Annotated in this window: 14 protein-coding genes and 1 pseudogene; all 15 read left to right on the forward strand. The window is 47.8% G+C overall.

The genetic code is table 11. From position 1 onward, the window contains the following. Positions 1-675, forward strand: a complete 675-nt coding sequence (locus tag H6507_00420) for a M48 family metallopeptidase (GenBank protein MCB9367566.1) — start codon at positions 1-3, stop codon at positions 673-675. A 115-nt stretch (positions 676-790) separates the two neighbouring features. After that, positions 791-2,074, forward strand: a complete 1,284-nt coding sequence (locus H6507_00425; protein ID MCB9367567.1) for a hypothetical protein — start codon at positions 791-793, stop codon at positions 2,072-2,074. A gap of 23 nt (positions 2,075-2,097) precedes the next feature. Next, positions 2,098-2,181 (forward strand): annotated as a pseudogene (locus H6507_00430) (transposase). 170 nt (positions 2,182-2,351) lie between these two features. Next, positions 2,352-3,959 carry a hypothetical protein gene (locus tag H6507_00435; protein MCB9367568.1) on the forward strand — a complete coding sequence of 536 codons (1,608 nt, stop codon included), beginning with the start codon at positions 2,352-2,354 and terminating at the stop codon, positions 3,957-3,959. Between the two features lie 125 nt (positions 3,960-4,084). Continuing rightward, entirely contained in the window at positions 4,085-5,056 is a 972-nt protein-coding gene (locus tag H6507_00440) for a WYL domain-containing protein (GenBank protein MCB9367569.1), read from the forward strand. 165 nt (positions 5,057-5,221) lie between these two features. Next, a complete protein-coding gene (locus H6507_00445) occupies positions 5,222-5,443 on the forward strand; it encodes a hypothetical protein (GenBank protein MCB9367570.1) in 222 nt (73 codons plus the stop codon). A gap of 31 nt (positions 5,444-5,474) precedes the next feature. Then, complete coding sequence (locus H6507_00450) at positions 5,475-6,956, forward strand: DUF2779 domain-containing protein (protein MCB9367571.1); 1,482 nt, start codon at positions 5,475-5,477, stop codon at positions 6,954-6,956. 87 nt (positions 6,957-7,043) lie between these two features. After that, on the forward strand, positions 7,044-8,144 hold the full coding sequence (locus H6507_00455; protein ID MCB9367572.1) for a hypothetical protein: 1,101 nt from the start codon (positions 7,044-7,046) through the stop codon (positions 8,142-8,144). A 741-nt stretch (positions 8,145-8,885) separates the two neighbouring features. Then, complete coding sequence (locus tag H6507_00460) at positions 8,886-10,898, forward strand: DUF262 domain-containing protein (GenBank protein ID MCB9367573.1); 2,013 nt, start codon at positions 8,886-8,888, stop codon at positions 10,896-10,898. Continuing rightward, positions 10,891-12,396, forward strand: a complete 1,506-nt coding sequence (locus tag H6507_00465) for a hypothetical protein (GenBank protein MCB9367574.1) — start codon at positions 10,891-10,893, stop codon at positions 12,394-12,396. The genes H6507_00460 and H6507_00465 overlap by 8 nt, the downstream gene beginning before the upstream one ends. 866 nt (positions 12,397-13,262) lie before the next feature. Continuing rightward, positions 13,263-13,904, forward strand: coding sequence for a hypothetical protein (locus H6507_00470; GenBank protein ID MCB9367575.1), 642 nt, complete (start codon positions 13,263-13,265; stop codon positions 13,902-13,904). A gap of 445 nt (positions 13,905-14,349) precedes the next feature. Next, positions 14,350-15,099 (forward strand): hypothetical protein, encoded by a 750-nt coding sequence (locus H6507_00475; GenBank protein MCB9367576.1) that lies wholly within the window; start codon positions 14,350-14,352, stop codon positions 15,097-15,099. Between the two features lie 137 nt (positions 15,100-15,236). Then, a complete protein-coding gene (locus H6507_00480) occupies positions 15,237-15,653 on the forward strand; it encodes a hypothetical protein (GenBank protein MCB9367577.1) in 417 nt (138 codons plus the stop codon). A 31-nt stretch (positions 15,654-15,684) separates the two neighbouring features. Further along, on the forward strand, positions 15,685-15,972 hold the full coding sequence (locus H6507_00485) for a helix-turn-helix domain-containing protein (GenBank protein MCB9367578.1): 288 nt from the start codon (positions 15,685-15,687) through the stop codon (positions 15,970-15,972). Beyond that, on the forward strand, positions 15,972-16,997 hold the full coding sequence (locus H6507_00490; protein ID MCB9367579.1) for a tyrosine-type recombinase/integrase: 1,026 nt from the start codon (positions 15,972-15,974) through the stop codon (positions 16,995-16,997). The genes H6507_00485 and H6507_00490 overlap by 1 nt, the downstream gene beginning before the upstream one ends. The last annotated feature ends 162 nt before the right edge of the window (positions 16,998-17,159 follow it).

Genomic DNA, 17,159 nt, shown 5'->3' on the forward strand with positions numbered 1-17,159 from the left:
ATGACAATCACATACGAAACGCGACACTCAAAACGCAAAACCATTTCGATAACCGTCGAACGGGACCGTTCCGTAGTGGTACATGCGCCATTGGGTACGACAAAGGGAGCCATCGACCGTATTGTCGAAAAGAAGAAGTCATGGATAAAGGAAAAACTCCGGCATCCCTTGAAGTATGACAATGAAAAGCGACCTGTTGAATTTGTTTCAGGCGAATCTGTGTACTACATGGGCAGAGAATATCGACTTGAAATTCGCAAGGGCGGCAACGAGACAATCGAAATTCAAGGGTCATTCATTGTTACAAGTTCAAGTAGGGAGCGTGCACGAGAAGTATTTCGCAATTGGTGCAAGTCCGAGGCTCGCGAGAGATTCGTGCCACGCGTCCACGAAATTGCGAAACGACTCGGAGTTTTACCAAGCCGCGTATCGATCACGGACTCCAAATACAGGTGGGGATCCTGCACTCCGAAAGGTACTGTAACTCTAAATTGGAGACTTGTGAAAGCTCCCCCTACAGTAGTTGATTACGTGATAGTACACGAATTAGCGCATCTCAAAGAACTCAATCACTCTCCGGACTTTTGGACGATCGTAAAGACGCACGCCCCGAAACAGAGAGAAGCGAGGGAGTGGCTGAAGCAGCACGGAAGTGCTCTGGAAGCAAATTTCTAATACGCTGCTCCATACACGAGCATCATACAAAAGTATCTCATCGCATGAAAATGCCAAAACTCATACATGATTTCGCAACACCGATTCTCGGTTAATCACCGAGGACAGAGTACCTGTGAAGCTGCGAAATGTTTCGTTTACAGTTTGGCTCCAGAGCCACAGCAAGAAGGACCCCGAGGAGAAATGGCTTCGCGAACTTTACCCGTGGCCAGTACTTGCGCAAGTAGACTACGATGAAAGGCAAATTGGCAAGCCCCAAGTAATTGAATTTGATGGTGCCGGGTACTTGATTACTCTAGAGTCCATGAAATGGCAACCGACGCATGGCACCTATAGGTATCGTTTACACGTTGAGTCAGACGGGCTTGGGTGGCACGCAAGATCGTATTCAGATAGGTTTGATTTGTGCGCAACTCCGGACGGCTTGTTTGTGACACTTTTTCACACAAGCAGACAAGAGCCACTCGAAAGAATTGCGAGGGCGTTCTTTGCGCGCCGATGGGAAGATATTAATCCAAGGTTGTTCGAGAATCTTGCTGTATCTCGATTTCTAGCTGCAAGCATCGTTGCACAAATAGTAGAAGACCTTTCTTGGGAGATTCCGCTTACGCACTACCCAAACGCACGTCTTTCAGGAACTGTGGCGCCAATGTTCGCAAACGGCAACAACTTATGGCTGGGGTATCGCTTCTTGTCGGAAACTGCTTACGCATGGGCGCGAACGGCCGCCTTGATGTCCCAGCAAGTAGTTGCTTTGTACTTCGCTGATACGAAGTACCAGTACAAAGTCGATTTGCCACAAAATGCCAGAGTCTTGTCAGTCGTTGAAATGGATAAGAACGAGCTCGGAGGTCGCTACCACGACTACATACGCATTCTCCTGCGAGGATTAGAGCTACCTAATGGCGTTTCAAATATCGACCTACTCAGTTCCATAGTTGAGGGACGGATTGAGTCTCCTCCGATCTCAATCTCGGAGGCAGATGTAAACGAGTCACTAGCGGCCCTAAAGTGTCCTTGTTTCTCAAAGTCTGAGCTCCGCTATCAACTTGCCGCTGCAGTTGTTCTGAACGCATGGATCGAAGCAGAACGACTCCTAGGCTTTGTTAAGCGGAAGAAATTCTATGCCTTTAAGCAAAAGGTTGGTACGCTAGCGCGGTGGGCCAGTGAGTTCAGTCCTCCAGGTGTACAAGTGTGGACAGAGGTCATTGACAAGGATCATGGAGCAGTTGTCTACATTCGAATCGACAACGTCGACTTTAGCTTTCATGCAATTCCAAGTCAAGACAAGTGGAGCAACTCAAAAACGCCTACACCTGCTTGGAGCGGTGTTCGCTTGAAGCCCATTGCTCCTATCGTCTTAAAGTGGGCCAGATCAATGCGTGATTCAAACGTCTAATGTCTTGGCTAAGAAGAACTTTGCTTCTGATCGAGAAGTGGCGGGTGCTTTATACCACGGTTAGACCACATAACACACTGGGCTATCCGCCACCCGCGCCGGAAGCAGAAAACAATAGCTTCCGTCTCCGCCAAGCTGCGACGGAAGTAACCAAGTGTAATCCTACAACTGGTACAGAGAATGGGGGCAGACCATTGTGACCTTCGTTTGGACCAAAAACTCACTGAAGATACAAAGCGAGAGTAAGGCATAGCCTACAATCAATAGAGGGCATTCTATGAAAGCGATTATTACGTGGATCGTCATTACGGTGACTTGTCTAATCGTAATGCCGACGCTGGGTTGGAATCCGTCCGACTTCTTTCACCAGTACTGGCCTAAACCTGTTGCATCTTTTCTGTCATTCTTGGCAAGCGCAAAATTCCTATTGCCAGTTGCAATACCTGTTTGCATTTCTGGCTTGTTCGGAAAGAGTCGTCCGACGACAAAAGAATTTTACAGACATCGTCCAGTCTGGGTGTTCGTTTCGTTTGCTACCGCTGCTGTTATCTGGTTGATAATGCTAGTCGGCTGGAAGACAGAGATTACAATGCCCAACTCTACCACGCTTGGCGCAGATGGTATTAGGTACGATTGGCTGTCGCGACTAGGTGTGATAGTTTTGCTTGCTGGCGTGGCAGCATTTTTCATCAAGAGGCCATTGACATCCAGTTTTTTCAAAGATTTGCGCCAACAAGCTTCAGGAGACAATGGTTCGATCTCAAGGACAATCACCGGCGGTGTGCACTGGTGGAGCTTGATCTCTCTGCTGGGTACCGCTACGCTGGCGTTCATAAGTTTCGAGTGGTTGTCGCTCGACTCGTCGCTTGCATGGAAGTTGATTGTCATTGTTCCGGCATTTCTGTGCTTTTGGCTGGTGGGAGGTGTGATGGTGTTGCATGTCAATGAGATAGGCATACTAACTTCGTACAATAACCCTAACCCTCATCCTTGGGTCCTACGCCGTTCAGTTGACCATCAAAAGGGTTACATTGAGCAGGACGCCTATCATACGGATAAAACAAAGGATTCTGACGGTACAGTTCTGAGGACAGGATTGAACATTTATTGCTTACCGTTCTGGCTTCCTTTTATCGGAATCACTCTCTTAACGAGAGAAATCGAACAACGCTTCGGTACAACTCCCCTATTCCCGACGAAGCCAGTTGCGAGTGACGGACAACCAGATGACCCCAATCGGAGAAGACTCGTTGGCCCGAAAGTGCAGATAAAATTTCGCATGCGCGTTTGCTGGAACGAGGCACCTTTTACTTTTTTACACATATCCTTTTCTGAACAGAACAATATTCGCCAGAATGCAGTCAAAGCGCTTTCCGCTTTGATGGTTAATAAATTCAGCGAGATGAGTGTTGAAGAGGTATACACTTTGCTCCATTACACTCCCTATCGTAACACGGGTAGTGGTGATGCTAATCGTATCACATCCGATTTAGCTGAAACGCCATGGGATAGGTTTCAAAGTGAAGCAGCGCGCCTTCTCTTTCAGGAGTTCGGTGCCAGAGTAATAACGATTCAAATTGAAGACATTAATCTAGATCCCGATCTTGAAAGAGCTATTCAGGCACAGGCTGCGGCCACTACAGAAGTGGAACGCCAGACGATCCTTGGGCAAGCCGAGGGGCGTAGAGAAGCCAGCCTGATAAAGGACTTTGCTCGACAAGTTTTCGGAATTCCCGCCAATCAGGAAGTTTCTGAAGCAAAAATGTTGGAAGCATTAGCGGAGTACAACAAACTAAACAAATTCAGAAACTCCAACATAGTGATTGACGGGAGTGACGAAAGGCGGCAAATTATTCTGGGCATTGATTATAGCCGAACACGTTAGTCCGAGTTGCCCCCGGCAGATTGCTGTCCACATCTACATTGCCTCATTCACTTGGCTGTTTGCCCCCCGCTGTTGCTCCTTCACTGTTTTAGTCAGCGCTTTTGGCACAAAAGAATAGGGACAACATGCCCGACCTAAACCACCTTCAACGCGCACTGCGCATTCTTCAGCGGTTGATGACTCACGATCGAGTCACAGTTGCGGAACTGCATGAACTGCTAGACAAACAGGTCGATAAGCGTTCGATTCAACGGATGTTGAATTCCATAGAAGGCGCGAATATCCCGTTGCGATTTGAAACCGGAGCACATGGTGTTCGGTACTACAGATTGCAGCGGGAATTTGATTTTGTGCCGATGATGCTGGAGCCGGATGACTTGTTGGCGGGCATTCTTTTGGGACAGTTCAAAGAACTGTTTCAAGGCACAAAGATTGGCGACAATATCAAACGTGTCTTTGAACGCATGGAGCAGCTCGTGCCGCCCGATGGAGTCGAGATCGCTTCAGCATTCTGGGATGTCAATGATGCTTTCTCGTATCACGAAGCTGGTCGAGTCGACATCAAGCCATTCAGCCACGTCCTGATGGACCTGTTCAAAGCACTTCTGGCGCGCAAAGTGTGTTGGGTGAAGTACAAAGGGAAGTCGTATCAGATTCATCCATACAGTCTGATTCTGCATACCGGATCGCTCTACGCAGTCGTCTTTCAACCTTATCACAAGTCGTACATCTATCTGTCGTTGCCACGCATCGAGGAGATTACGCCGACTGACGAGATCTTTGAACGTGATCCCAAGTTTAGCCTAAGAGAGTTTATGAAGGACAAGTTCGGCATCTGGTCGGACAAGCCTGCGACAGTGAAAATCAAATTCGCCAAGCTTGTTCGTCCGTCAATAGAAGGACGCGTCTGGCATCACAGTCAGTCGATAAGAGAACTTAAGTCCGGTGACATCGTACTCACAATGAAAGTAGGTATTACGGAAGAACTGATTGCGTGGATTCTGCGATGGGGGAAGTATGGAATCGTGCAGTCCCCTAAGAAGCTGCAAGACAGAATCAAGCGGACCCTAAGAGAAACTCTGAAGAGTTACAGATAGCACGTCATGATTTGTCGCTCTGGCTGGTATTTTTCAGCCATGAAGACAACATCTCCCACCCCAAAGCCCGGCCGCAAGATCGTTATCGATCTTAAGTCTGTTCCTGTTAACTACAAAGCGGCAACGAGGTTATTCTGTCAGCGATATCTAACCGCAGCACTACGAATGTACTCATGGAATGTGACCAAATGTGCAAAAGCGCTTGGAATCAGCAGGAGGACATTGCAGCTCAGGATGAGGCAGTTTGGAATTCAGGAGGGCATGAACATCGAGTCCAATGCGCATTTCATCACTGCAAAAGAAACCTCAATGGCTATTGACTCCGATTCGGCATTAGAACCTACTTCCTTAGATGTCAGCAGCCGGAGTGAAAATGTCGTCCAATAACGGCTATCGATATCTGTCCAAGTCTAGGCTAATGGCACTTCATCAGTGCCCATTGCGGCTTTGGAACGAGGTGCACCGACGCGATCTGATGCAGGCGCCGTCAGCAGAAGCCCAAGCTCGGTTTGACGCTGGAACGATGGTTGGTGAGCTTGCTCGCGATCTCTATCCCCAAGGTAGGTTGATAGCGGAGAAGTACTGGGAAATCGCAATGGCCAAGATTCACACAAACGAAGCACTGGCCGACAAGTCCATTCCGGCACTGTTTGAACCGGCGTTCGAGTATCGGCAGACCCGCGTACGCTGCGATATTCTCGTTCGTGGAAAAGGCGGCTGGCAGCTCTGGGAAGTCAAGAGCGTAGTCAATCCCAAAGAATACCACGTGCTTGACGTTGCAATTCAGGCGCATGTACTGAAGAAGTCGATGGAGGCGTCCGGGAGCGACTGTAATTTCGAGAATATTGGCGTAGTCCATCTAAACAATGAATATGTCTACGACGGCAAGAAGTATGATGCAAATAGTCTCTTCAGCCGATTTGAGTGCTTAGATGAAGCGTTGGACATTGAGATTCCAGTTGAAGACTTGATTTCTGAGGGTCTAGAAATCGCCACGTCGACAATACCGCCGCAGATTAAGCCTGGCGGTCAATGCACAGATCCTTACGACTGCCCATTCCTTGGCAGTGCCTGTGATGTGCCGGAACGGCATCCACTGATGTTGGTGCCAGGCGTTGGTCCGGCCAAGCTTGAGAGTCTTATTGCACAGGGAATCAACACACTGGACGATCTTGCAGCCAGCAGCGTAGTCTTAAATGGCCCCCAGCAGCGCATGATGAAGGCCGAAGAGACTGGACAATGCGTGGTCGAACCGACATTGTCTGAATATCTGGCGGCAATAGGATATCCCAGATATCATCTTGACTTCGAGACGTTCATGCCTGCGCTTCCTAGATACAAAGGTACGCGGCCATTTCAGGCGCTGCCGTTCCAGTACTCAGTTCATTTCGAAGAATCTGAACGACGACCTGCACAGCACTTTGGCTATCTGCATTCGGAAGATTCAGATCCAAGGCGGTTGCTCACCGAGCATATGCTTGATGTCCTTGAACAGCACCCAGACGCGCCAGTCCTAATGTACACAGCGTACGAGAAACGGGTTCTCAATGCGCTTGCAGATGAACTTCCTGAATACGCAGACCGATTGAATACCGTCGCTGATCGACTCGTTGATTTGTGTGCCATCGTCAAGGACAATATCTACCATCCGGACTTCAACGGCAGCTTTTCTATCAAAAGTGTATTGCCTGCCTTGGTCCCGGAACTCGGATACGATGATCTTGAAATTGCGGATGGTACAGCGGCTTCGCTGAAGTACATGGAGATGATCGAGCTAGCCAAGTCTGACAAAACTTCGGCGAAGGTGATATTGAACCAGCTTTGGGAGTATTGTAAACGCGATACGGAGGCGATGATTGCCGTCGTGTCACGGCTTAACATATTGTCAGCGGGTATTTGATACTGGGCTGCCCTATTTCATACCAACATGAATCAATTGATTTGCGATCATACTAATATGTAGTAACGCGTAAGAACTGTAAGAACAATGGCAATTAGACGAAAGCAGCACATTCCCACTTTGCGTGAAATTGTCCGGCGGATTCCCAAAGAAAACGACCTTTTCTCCGAAGTGTTTTCACGTGAGTCAGTAATAAATGCGATCGACCGGCTTTTTGTCAAACGCAACATGTATGGATACAGCAGTTGGTTTGTGCTGGAATGTGCTGGAGAGTTATCCCGACAGTACAGCGACCTCGCAGCTGCCATGCTTGAACGTGCTGCAGACTACATTCTTGAACGCGATGGCCTACGAAGTGCAGATGAATGTCAGAATCTGGTGTCTGAAGCGGCGACACATTGGCTTATGTCGGACAATATTGCTGAGTACAACGAAACGAACTTGCATCGTATTTCTATTAGCCTTAAGTCAACTAAACAACGTGAGCTTTTTGTTTCAGAGGAACATCTCGGTAGTCTAATTGTGCTGTACGATACAGCAGAAAGATACTTTGAATCAGGTAATTTGGAAAGGGCTCTTGAGACGTTTCAGCTATTTATGAGAGAGATGGAAGTCGAAGAACAGTACGTGGCGGCCGGTGATGCAGCCTTAAGATGTATGTTGGTTTGTGCTGCATTGGAGAATTGGCCTAAGACCCAAGATTTCGCCTTGGAGTCGCTGGAACTGTATAAGCGATCAGAAGAGGATATGGATCTAGACGATATGCTTCTTTGCAATTACTACACGGGCAAAGCCATGTACTTCATGGCGGCAGCCGCTAACGCTGGCAGTATTATAGATTGTCTTACTTTCTGCAAAGAGGATGATGAAGACAGAGAGATGCTCACAAGAAACGGAGTTGACTTCCGCGAGATGGATCAAATGCTAGCGAGATGCCATGCAATACGAGGCGAACTGTGCTTTCAGAAATGGGCCTATCAAAACAACTCGACGCTTCTCAGCGATGCTGAGGCTGATCTAATAAAGTCAGCAGAGATGCTTGAGGAAGAGCCGGAACGCCCGCGCAGAGTACTGGCACGAGTGTACGCCGCATTAAGCACCGTCTATAGTGCAAAAGGTAGCATAGATGAAGCAGCAGAATATCGCGAAAAAGCTCTTAGATTCGGATTTGATTTATCCGAAGAATAATGTATTAGTATAGTTTGCATTGGCTCCACGACGGGTGGCGCAATAAGAATGCGATATTGAAGAGTAATGGGCAGCACCTACGAAGCAACGTGCCAGTCTTGTAACCATCACTTTGATTTCCAAATTAGCGGAGGCATGACATTCCACTATCTGCACTGCGACAAATGTGGGGCTGGTAAGGCCATCGCCTTTGACGAACTTGAAGTTGTTGCTGGCGAACCACAATGTCCTGGGATAAATTTAGATCACAATTTGAAAGTTGAATGCGTTGCAGACAAGTGTCTTTGTGGGGGACACTTTCGATTCAATGCGCCAGTTCGATTCCCATGTTGTCATTCAACTGATGTCGATTGGGACGAAGACAATCCGCAAGAGAACTATGACTAGAGGCATAATACCAGACAGTTCACAGATCGCGTTAACCACAATTCGGGCTTCGCAGTGAACCCTTTCGGGGGCCTCCGTACTCTTGCTACATTAATACCGAAAGGTTCGCTGGGTTACCAACTGTTCGCGCCGGGGACAGAAGAACAATTGCTGCCGTCTCACTCCGCCGGACGGCAGTAAGTATGCCTAATCCTACAACTGGTACAGAAATATGGGCAGACCAACCTAGCCTACCCAACCTTGCCGGGTCCCTTTCCTGCTGATCAATATGTCGCGAATCAACTGCAAAAATGGCATTTTTGATAGGTCCTATTGCTGCAAAGCAACTTATCATTCAAGAAAGGGAGATTCTGAATGTCTGACGAAACTACTGTCCGTAACGTAATCACTTCAATAGATCAGCATGTTCGCGATGTTTTTGGTACTTCAAAGGCGTACCATATTGACATCTATCAACGGGAGTATCGGTGGGATAAGGACAATGTCGACACGTTGCTGAATGACCTTCAGATTCGTTTCGAACAACATCAGCGCATTGAAACGGATCCCAAAGAAATCCATAAGGATGTTCTCAAGCGCTTCGAGCCATATTTTCTTAACACCTATTTGACCCACAGCACCAATTCGACAACGGCTATCGTTGACGGTCAACAACGACTTTCGACCATCTTGCTAATGCTGATAAAGCTTCGGTCTATTCTCACTGAAATAGAAGGTGGTGAAAGCGCATCAACCAAGACATTTTCAAGCAAAAGCCTTGAACGTCTGATCTTCGAAACTGATGATTTCGGCGATGCGAATCGCTTCAAAGTCTATAATGAAAATCGCGAGGCAGCCTTTCGCGGGCTGATAGACAATGCACCTGTCGATCCCTGCGACGAGACACAGAATCGGATTAATGAGAACTACACATTCATAAGTCAACAGTTTGATGTATATTTCAAGATTGATGGCGATAGTAAGCAAGAGTGGGACTTATCAAAACTCACACACTACATTTTCTTTCTTCTTGACCGAGTATCAATTGTAGAGATCAAGATAGAACGACAACAGCATGTTGCAACAATTTTTGAGGTTGTAAACGACCGTGGACTCGGACTCAAGCCTTATGAGATATTGAAGGGTAAGTTGTTAGGCAATCTTCCACCTGTTGAGAAGGAATATGCCAACAAGGTATGGACTGACCTTCAAAACAGATACTTCGCTTCCGATGTCAAAAATAGTACTGATTCAAAGATCACACTTGATATGTTCTTTCAAACGTACTTTCGTGCCAAATTCGCTGAAAGCGAAGCGGATTACGTAAAGTACGAAAACGACTATCACTACGAGATATATCGGAACAAAGACATTTCCAAGTACTTTGGCAACTTCTCCGACACACGCATTCTTTACGACAAGATTGTTAATGAGATAAAGTATTTCGCGGAACTGTACCTCAATTTACGCACCGGCTACTTTGATGAATTTCTGATTTACAACAAGCTTCTTGATCAGAATCAGCAGTACCTCTTGATAATGTCCTCGGTGATTCTGAATGATCCAAGTCGCGATACTAAAGTCACAGGGATTGCGCGGAAGTTTGACCAACTCCACTCTGTGCTCCGATTGCTTGATGTATATGACAGTAACGTGTTTCAGCGTTATATCTACAAATTGAATAAACGAATTCGTAATGTATCTATGCTTGACGCAATCCACGTGTTCGATAGTACCTTGATAGAAGCACTCGTTGAAGGTGAAACTATCGCTCCAGAAGACGTAAATAATGTTGCCGATATTTTCCAGTATGAACGGTTCAGAGCTATGAGGAATCGCTGGACTAATTTCAGCAAGTATGTGCTGTTGCGCGTCGACCGCTACTTAGCGGAGCACTTAGACAAGCCTTCGTATACGACGAAAGGATCTTTGCAGGATTTGGAAGACCACTTCAACAAGAGTACACGAAAGATTTATGGTATGCATCTTGAGCATATCTATGCGCGAAACGAGGAAAACTTCGACCAATTTAGGGATGTTAATGGCATATTTGACGAACAGCACTTTAATACAGTTCGGAATCAGCTGGGCTTGGTTCTACTTCTAAAAGACCGTCAGAACGAAAGCAGCAATAATGAATCATATAGGATGAAAATGGAGCGATATCGTACGAGTAACTTTATCTGGAATGAACTTATGGTCGGCCATCTAGATATTGTGGACAAACGAAAGTTACCCGACAAATTTGCATTTGAGAGGGTGGATCCTGATTCTAGCGGTGCCTTTCCAAGCGATAAGTGGGGGGCCCGACAGCAACTAATGTATAATGCTGTAAAAACCGTCTGGCTTGATGATGTTATGAATTGGGAGCAAACATTAAATGAATAAAGACTTAGGCGTCTTCCCTTTTGGAAAAGAAGTTGTAGAAGTTAGGCAAGCTGATGATTCTCCGAAGAGCGTGTTTATACTAGGTGTTTATGCTAGTGCAGTACACGCTCGATGGATAGGAGCAAATGGAAGGGAATTGGTTAAGTCATTGTCCGTGTGCAGCGAGTCTGAGATATTCTGGGATGGGTCAAACCAAGACTTGATAATACAAAGAATTGTAGTTCCTAATGATGCTGGAAAGCTAAAGCCATCACATCTTAATGGCGAGTCAGGAAAGGCTCTCGACAAGCATTTCCTCGCACCACTTCATCTAAATCGGTCACAAGTATGGCTTTCCGACTTGTTACCTTTCTTCCATGTGAGGCCTGGGAGTAAACAGGAAAAGCGGATCCACGATACATACAACAATCTTGCAGTTGAGAAAGGATGGCCAGTTGCGAATATCAGAAAACTATCTACAAAGTTTGAAACAACTGTTGAACGGGTTTATGAGATAGTAGCTGAGCTTGTTTTGTCTGGTGCTGACATCTTGATTACTCTTGGTGATGATCCGCTGCGCCTATTTACTTCAAGATTTGATCAGTGGCACCGAGCGAGCCTAAGTGAATACGCTTCCTATGGCAACACATACAAAATCGAAATAGACGGTCGATCATTGCTGCACTTGCCGCTAGTGCATCCGCGACAGGCTGGAAGACTTGGGAATCACTCCTCCAAATGGAGCGATCTTCATGACCACTGGAAACACGGTGATCCCAGTTGTTTGATACGATGCCGATTATACGACAATGATTTGTCAAACGTCAACTTTGATAATATTCCAAATTATTGTGGTCGAAACCCTTATTCTGTTTTGCAATATCTAATCATGCGCTTCTGCACTTACATAGTTAAAAGAGACAAGGGACTAGCTCCTAATCCCTTCTACGGCTACTGCACACTTGCGCTATGTACGCCTAATCATATGGGGATTAGGCTAAGTGCCGGTGACTGGATTGCAGGATTTACCGACAGAGCGTCAGGTAACAAGCTCGTCTATTGCATGCGAGTTGATGAGGTGCTTGACTTGGATCACTATTACCATGACCAACGCTTCCAACGCAAGAAGCCCCAGCACAATGGAACTGCTCGGCAGCGAGTCGGTGATAACATGTATTGGAGAGATGAACGAGGTGTATGGAAACGAGACCCTGAAGCTAGTTTGCACTTCAAGAAGGAGCACTTCAATAGGGATACTCGGCACGCTTTAGTTTACATTGGCAGACGATTCCACTATCTTGGTAGGGTAGCCTCTGTTGTTCCGCCGAAGTTCCATGTGCTACCGCCTGCCGGCCGAGGAGTAAGGACGAATCATGAAGACAATCTTGTTAATGACTTCCTGTCATGGGTGCAGGAATCATTCGAGGTCGGAATTACAGCAATGCCGAGTATGTTTAGTGGTACTTCGGGATGCAGTACCGATACTGGTTCCAGTCGCAAAAGCGTCGTATGCGGCTAATTAGACCTCTATCATACCAACTTCAAGATGTAGTACTGATCTAGCCCCAGAAAACTGTACCACTTTGAAAGCAACTGAATAGTCACAAAAGTATTTCTGCACGCTCTCGCTCCGACAAATCGCCCAAAGTCGTCTCGATGTCACTCTAAACGACATTGAAAACAAAGACTTTTGAGGCCGTTGGAAGTCGGATCAAGAGACTGTTCCTGATGGAGTGTTAAGCCGAGCAAAAACAGTGGGTGTTGGGATGGTGTTTTAGGAACAGGATGTCGTGTGGGATGTCGGTTGGATGTTTTCTTGGTTAGAAGTAGAATTGGGGTCTGTTTTCGAGCAGAGCGTGTTGACAAGTCTGCTTTCGGGCAGGCTTTTGCGAGGAGCGAACCAATGGGTCGTCGGATTTGACGACTTTCATTGACTAACGAAACGAGCGACTGTGATTGTTCTTCACAGTCGCATTTCTTATTGGTGCGGCCCTCAAAGTCAGAGCCAAAAAATGCGGAGTGAACGTACTTGCAGTGCAGCTGATCGAGCAAAACGAAGCTGACCAAAACGGCCAGGCCAAATTGCTCCCTCAACTAATAGCCGCGACGGCCGGAATCGGGAAGTCTCGGGGGCTTTCACTTCCCCTCGCCTTTTCTATTGATTGAGAGGCATCGACAACTGAATTGTCATCATCACTTGTGCCGCAAAACGGCAAATTATTTTTCGATATTTCATCACCTGACAACGTATTTGCTTGACGAGCATTGAAGCAAACTTATGCGGAACGATGCGATTTCATCCGTTTCATTTGCATTCTGAAGTTCGTGCTGTTAAATTCTGCTAGTGCTATTTCATGGAAGCAGCGATTCAGACAGGACATTAAGATGATTTCGACAGCTAAAATTGACTGGAAGGCGCGCAAAAGGTCGAAGCGCCAGTTTCCGGACGGCATTTGGTCTCGGGCCATTGATCCGTCAAGTGTTTACCTGTATCGAGCGAACATTCCATTCTACGACCCGAAAAGCAATGCAGGGCCTAGCGATCTCTTCGTACCGGAGTGCCCGCCGGTGTTTTCAAATCGGATCGACTTCGCGGAATGGGTGGCTGTGGATGCTAAAAACTACGGAGTAAATTTCGAAGCGGACTACGAGTGGTTTCTCAGGGTCGTTGACGATCTCAATCTTTATGAGGAAGTAGTTACCCAGGCCTCGAACCACCTAGTGGATACAATCGAGTTTATGGGACCCAATCCGGTGATCAGTCTTGACCACGTTGTCGGGACTTTGGCGCTTCCACTAATTCTTGAGCGCCTTGTCAAACGGCGCGTGCTCTTGTGGCTGTTTTCTCGCTACGAGAAAGTGGACGTTGTTGCGCGACGATTGTCCTATAAACCTGGATCGGATAAACAATGGCCAGGACTTCGGACGTTGTTGAGTCGGTGCGGATTGACGTTGCTAGACGTTCAGAATCCGCAAGCGTCATGCACGATCTTGGGCGCCGAACGAAAATGGCTAACGAGCAACTAGACCGAATCAGATTCGCACGCACAGTAAACCCGGCTTCCGCCGGGTTTACTGTTATTGGAGGTATGGTTTGTTGCAGAGCCACTCTGCAACACAGATTTTGTTGGCGTGGGCGTTGGCAATAGTGGAAGCGAAAACACGATAGCCGTAAGTTTGTTCGGTTGGGACGAAGCCAGCACTGTCTACTTCTGAGAATGCGGCAACCCAATCTCTGTGCTTTCAGGCTTTAATTTTTCGCTCGCACACCTCGGCCCTGAACAAAGCAAGGCGCGCGTATCGTGTCCGACTTCATCAAGAAGTTTGGTCCCCAAGGACGTGCGGTTGATTTGAATGAGTCTTCAAGGGTGCTCATACTTTGATGGGACTTGTTGCTCAGAATTTCAATCGCGTCTAGGCGCTCACTTGCACGGTTCCCTGGATTGAACCGAATAACAATAAAGGAGGACTAGTGTACAACAACCGAATTCATCTGTTCCCTTTCGGACTCGCTGAAGAAGACTATAAGAATTCCCGGTGGGGCGAGGAGGAAGATATCAGTGGTCTCGGCGTTTATGTGACGCTAATCGCAACAGACCAGAGAACAATGATATTGAAAACTTCGAACAGTTGCGCTTGCGTCAAGCGAATCAAACCTGCGTTGAAGGTATTAGATGGCCGCCCCGTGGAAAACCGGCGCATCGACACTATCTTTGAACCCTGCGCGTTGGACGCTCACCGAGACCTGTTGCGTTCATTTACCAACGAACACCGTCGCTGGATTGTCGATGGATGGTATGTTCAGGTTGGGTTTGCTAAGTACGACTCAGTAGGCCAGCCTGGAATCGAAACGTGTATCGGCACATCCATGCTGCTGTACGATATCTTGACTGTCCGACACGGTTCAACCTTCACAGTCGACCACGAGCCCCTTGAGCTTTCGGCCAACTCTGTGCGGGACATTAAGCTGGCAATGGGGCAACACTTCCAGTTCGGGTCAGTCATTTTCACGCCGACTCTGGAACGATACCGAAACAAGGTTGCCGTGATGTGCCGCGCGGCCCTGGCAGGCGAGAATCCCGTCAAAGCGTATCAAGAATTCCTTTCCGCTTCGAAAACTCACTTCCTCGATTTCGAGATTCGTGACGCCCCTGACAAGTACGAGACATACGTCACCGTCAAGGGCGGTCCAGAGAATCGCGCCTGGCGTCAGCAACAGTAGCGTTTTCGGTCAATTTAGGAGATCGCTCCACGGAATAGGTGAGTTGCATTGGCAACCGAGCAAATCAAGACGACACAACCCAGCAAGAACTACAGATTAGAACCGCAGGAAAATTACAACTGTTTCAGGAGGAATCGATGAAAGACTTCAAGAATCTCAAGATCGGGACAATGTTCCAGATCGGAATCGTCAAGGAAGTCCAGATGAAAAGTGTGGAAGACTCAAACGGAAAAGTGCTTCCCAAAGTCTTCCTCAAAGTCGAGGCAGGCACCAACACATTTCACGTGGACGAAGCATTCGCTTGTGGACGTGACCGAGTTGCAAAACCTCAGGGCATGTGGCTCAAACTTGATCCTGACGGCAACATTCTTGCCTCATGCACGGTCGCAAAAGTGTTGACCTACTACAATGCATCTACATTGCGTGACATGGTCGGCACCCAAGTTTCTTTGTATCCAAAGCCACAAGGTTTCCTTGTGATCGTCGCCGTAAACCAGGTCAATGGTCACCGCCCCCCAACTCTCGCCGCAAGCGGAAGTAACCGGCAAAGTTGAGGTTCATATTACACGGTATAAGGTAGAGTAGGTGAAATCCGTGGGCGAAAAGCTGGACGAGATCCTCGAAATTCTTCGAGAGTATCGCGTTGAATCCGGTGAAGCGGTTTGGCTCACGCCGGAGGAAGCGGCCGATCGTCTGCGGATTTCGCGTTCGCGCATCTACCAGTACATTCACGAAGGGAGCATCCCATTCCACCGATTGCCCGAGTCGAATTTGATTCGACTGAACACGCTCGAACTCGATGCGTGGGTACGGAGTGGGTCGCAACCGCCAAGACAAGTCTCGAAAGAAGCAATCAGGAGGATTCTAAAATAATGCCCGTCACGGTACGATGGACAGAAAGGAAAAAGGGTCGAACATACTTTCTCGACATCGTTCACGACGGCCGCAGGAAGAAGGTGTCGCTCGGCCCAGTTAGCAGTCGCGAGGCTCGCGAAATCGCCGCACGAACGGAGCGTGAACTTCTACTCAATGGTTGGCCCGACGACAAGCCAGGCAATCTGACGTTTTCAGAGTTCATGACGCAGTACTTCGACTACTGCATTGCAACAAAGTCTGGCAGCACGGTGAAGACGGATCGATATGCGCTCCAAACCTTCGCGAAGTACATCGGAAACGCGCAGTTGTCCGAAATCACGACCGACAAGATTGAAGAGTTCCGGCTGTATTTGCTGCGAAAAGTGAAGCCCAATTCCGTGAACGTTGTGCTTCGTCATTTGAAATCAGCGATGTCCTGGGCTGCCCAACGAGGTCTGATTTCAGCGAGCCCGGCAGCGAAGGTGAAACTGAACCGTGTACCCCGGAACACGCACATGCGATTCCTCGACGACGCAGAGATCCAACGCCTACGGGACGCAATAGGCGATGACCTTCAACTTCGGCGCGTAGTAGACTTCGCGTTGTGGACGGGTCTGCGCCGCAATGAGATAGTGAACTTGCAATGGTCGGATGTCGATTTGAATCGTAAGGTGCTCATCGTTCAGAATAAGGCAGGGTTCCGCACCAAGTCGGGCAAGTCACGCAGCGTACCGATAAACAGCCAGCTTGAAGAGATGCTGAACGTGATGAAGGCCGCTGGCGCGAGACATGGAGATCACGTCTTCCCTTTGAACTATTGGACATTGGGCCAGCATTTCCGACGTGTTGCGCGTGCGGCCGGGTTGGACGGATTCAACCTTCACACGCTACGACACACGTTCGCATCGCATTTGATCATGGCCGGTGCTGACATTCGGTCCGTGCAGGAACTCTTAGGTCATCACGACATCTCGGTAACAATGATCTACAGCCATTTAAGTCGCGACCATCTAACAGCGACCGTCGAGAAGCTGAAATACTGAACAGGAGACCAAATTGGCCTCCTGTTTCTTTTAGGTCTCGCGTATTTTTTGTCGGACTGAAAATGTCGTCGAAAAAAACGGGACAGAAACGGGACAGATTGGTTGATACTGGTTGCTAAAATCTGGACATACGAATGAACACTTGCGCAAATCCGAAAAACA

The organism is Calditrichota bacterium (genome assembly GCA_020637445.1).
In the GTDB taxonomy this organism is placed as follows: domain Bacteria; phylum Electryoneota; class RPQS01; order RPQS01; family RPQS01; genus JABWCQ01.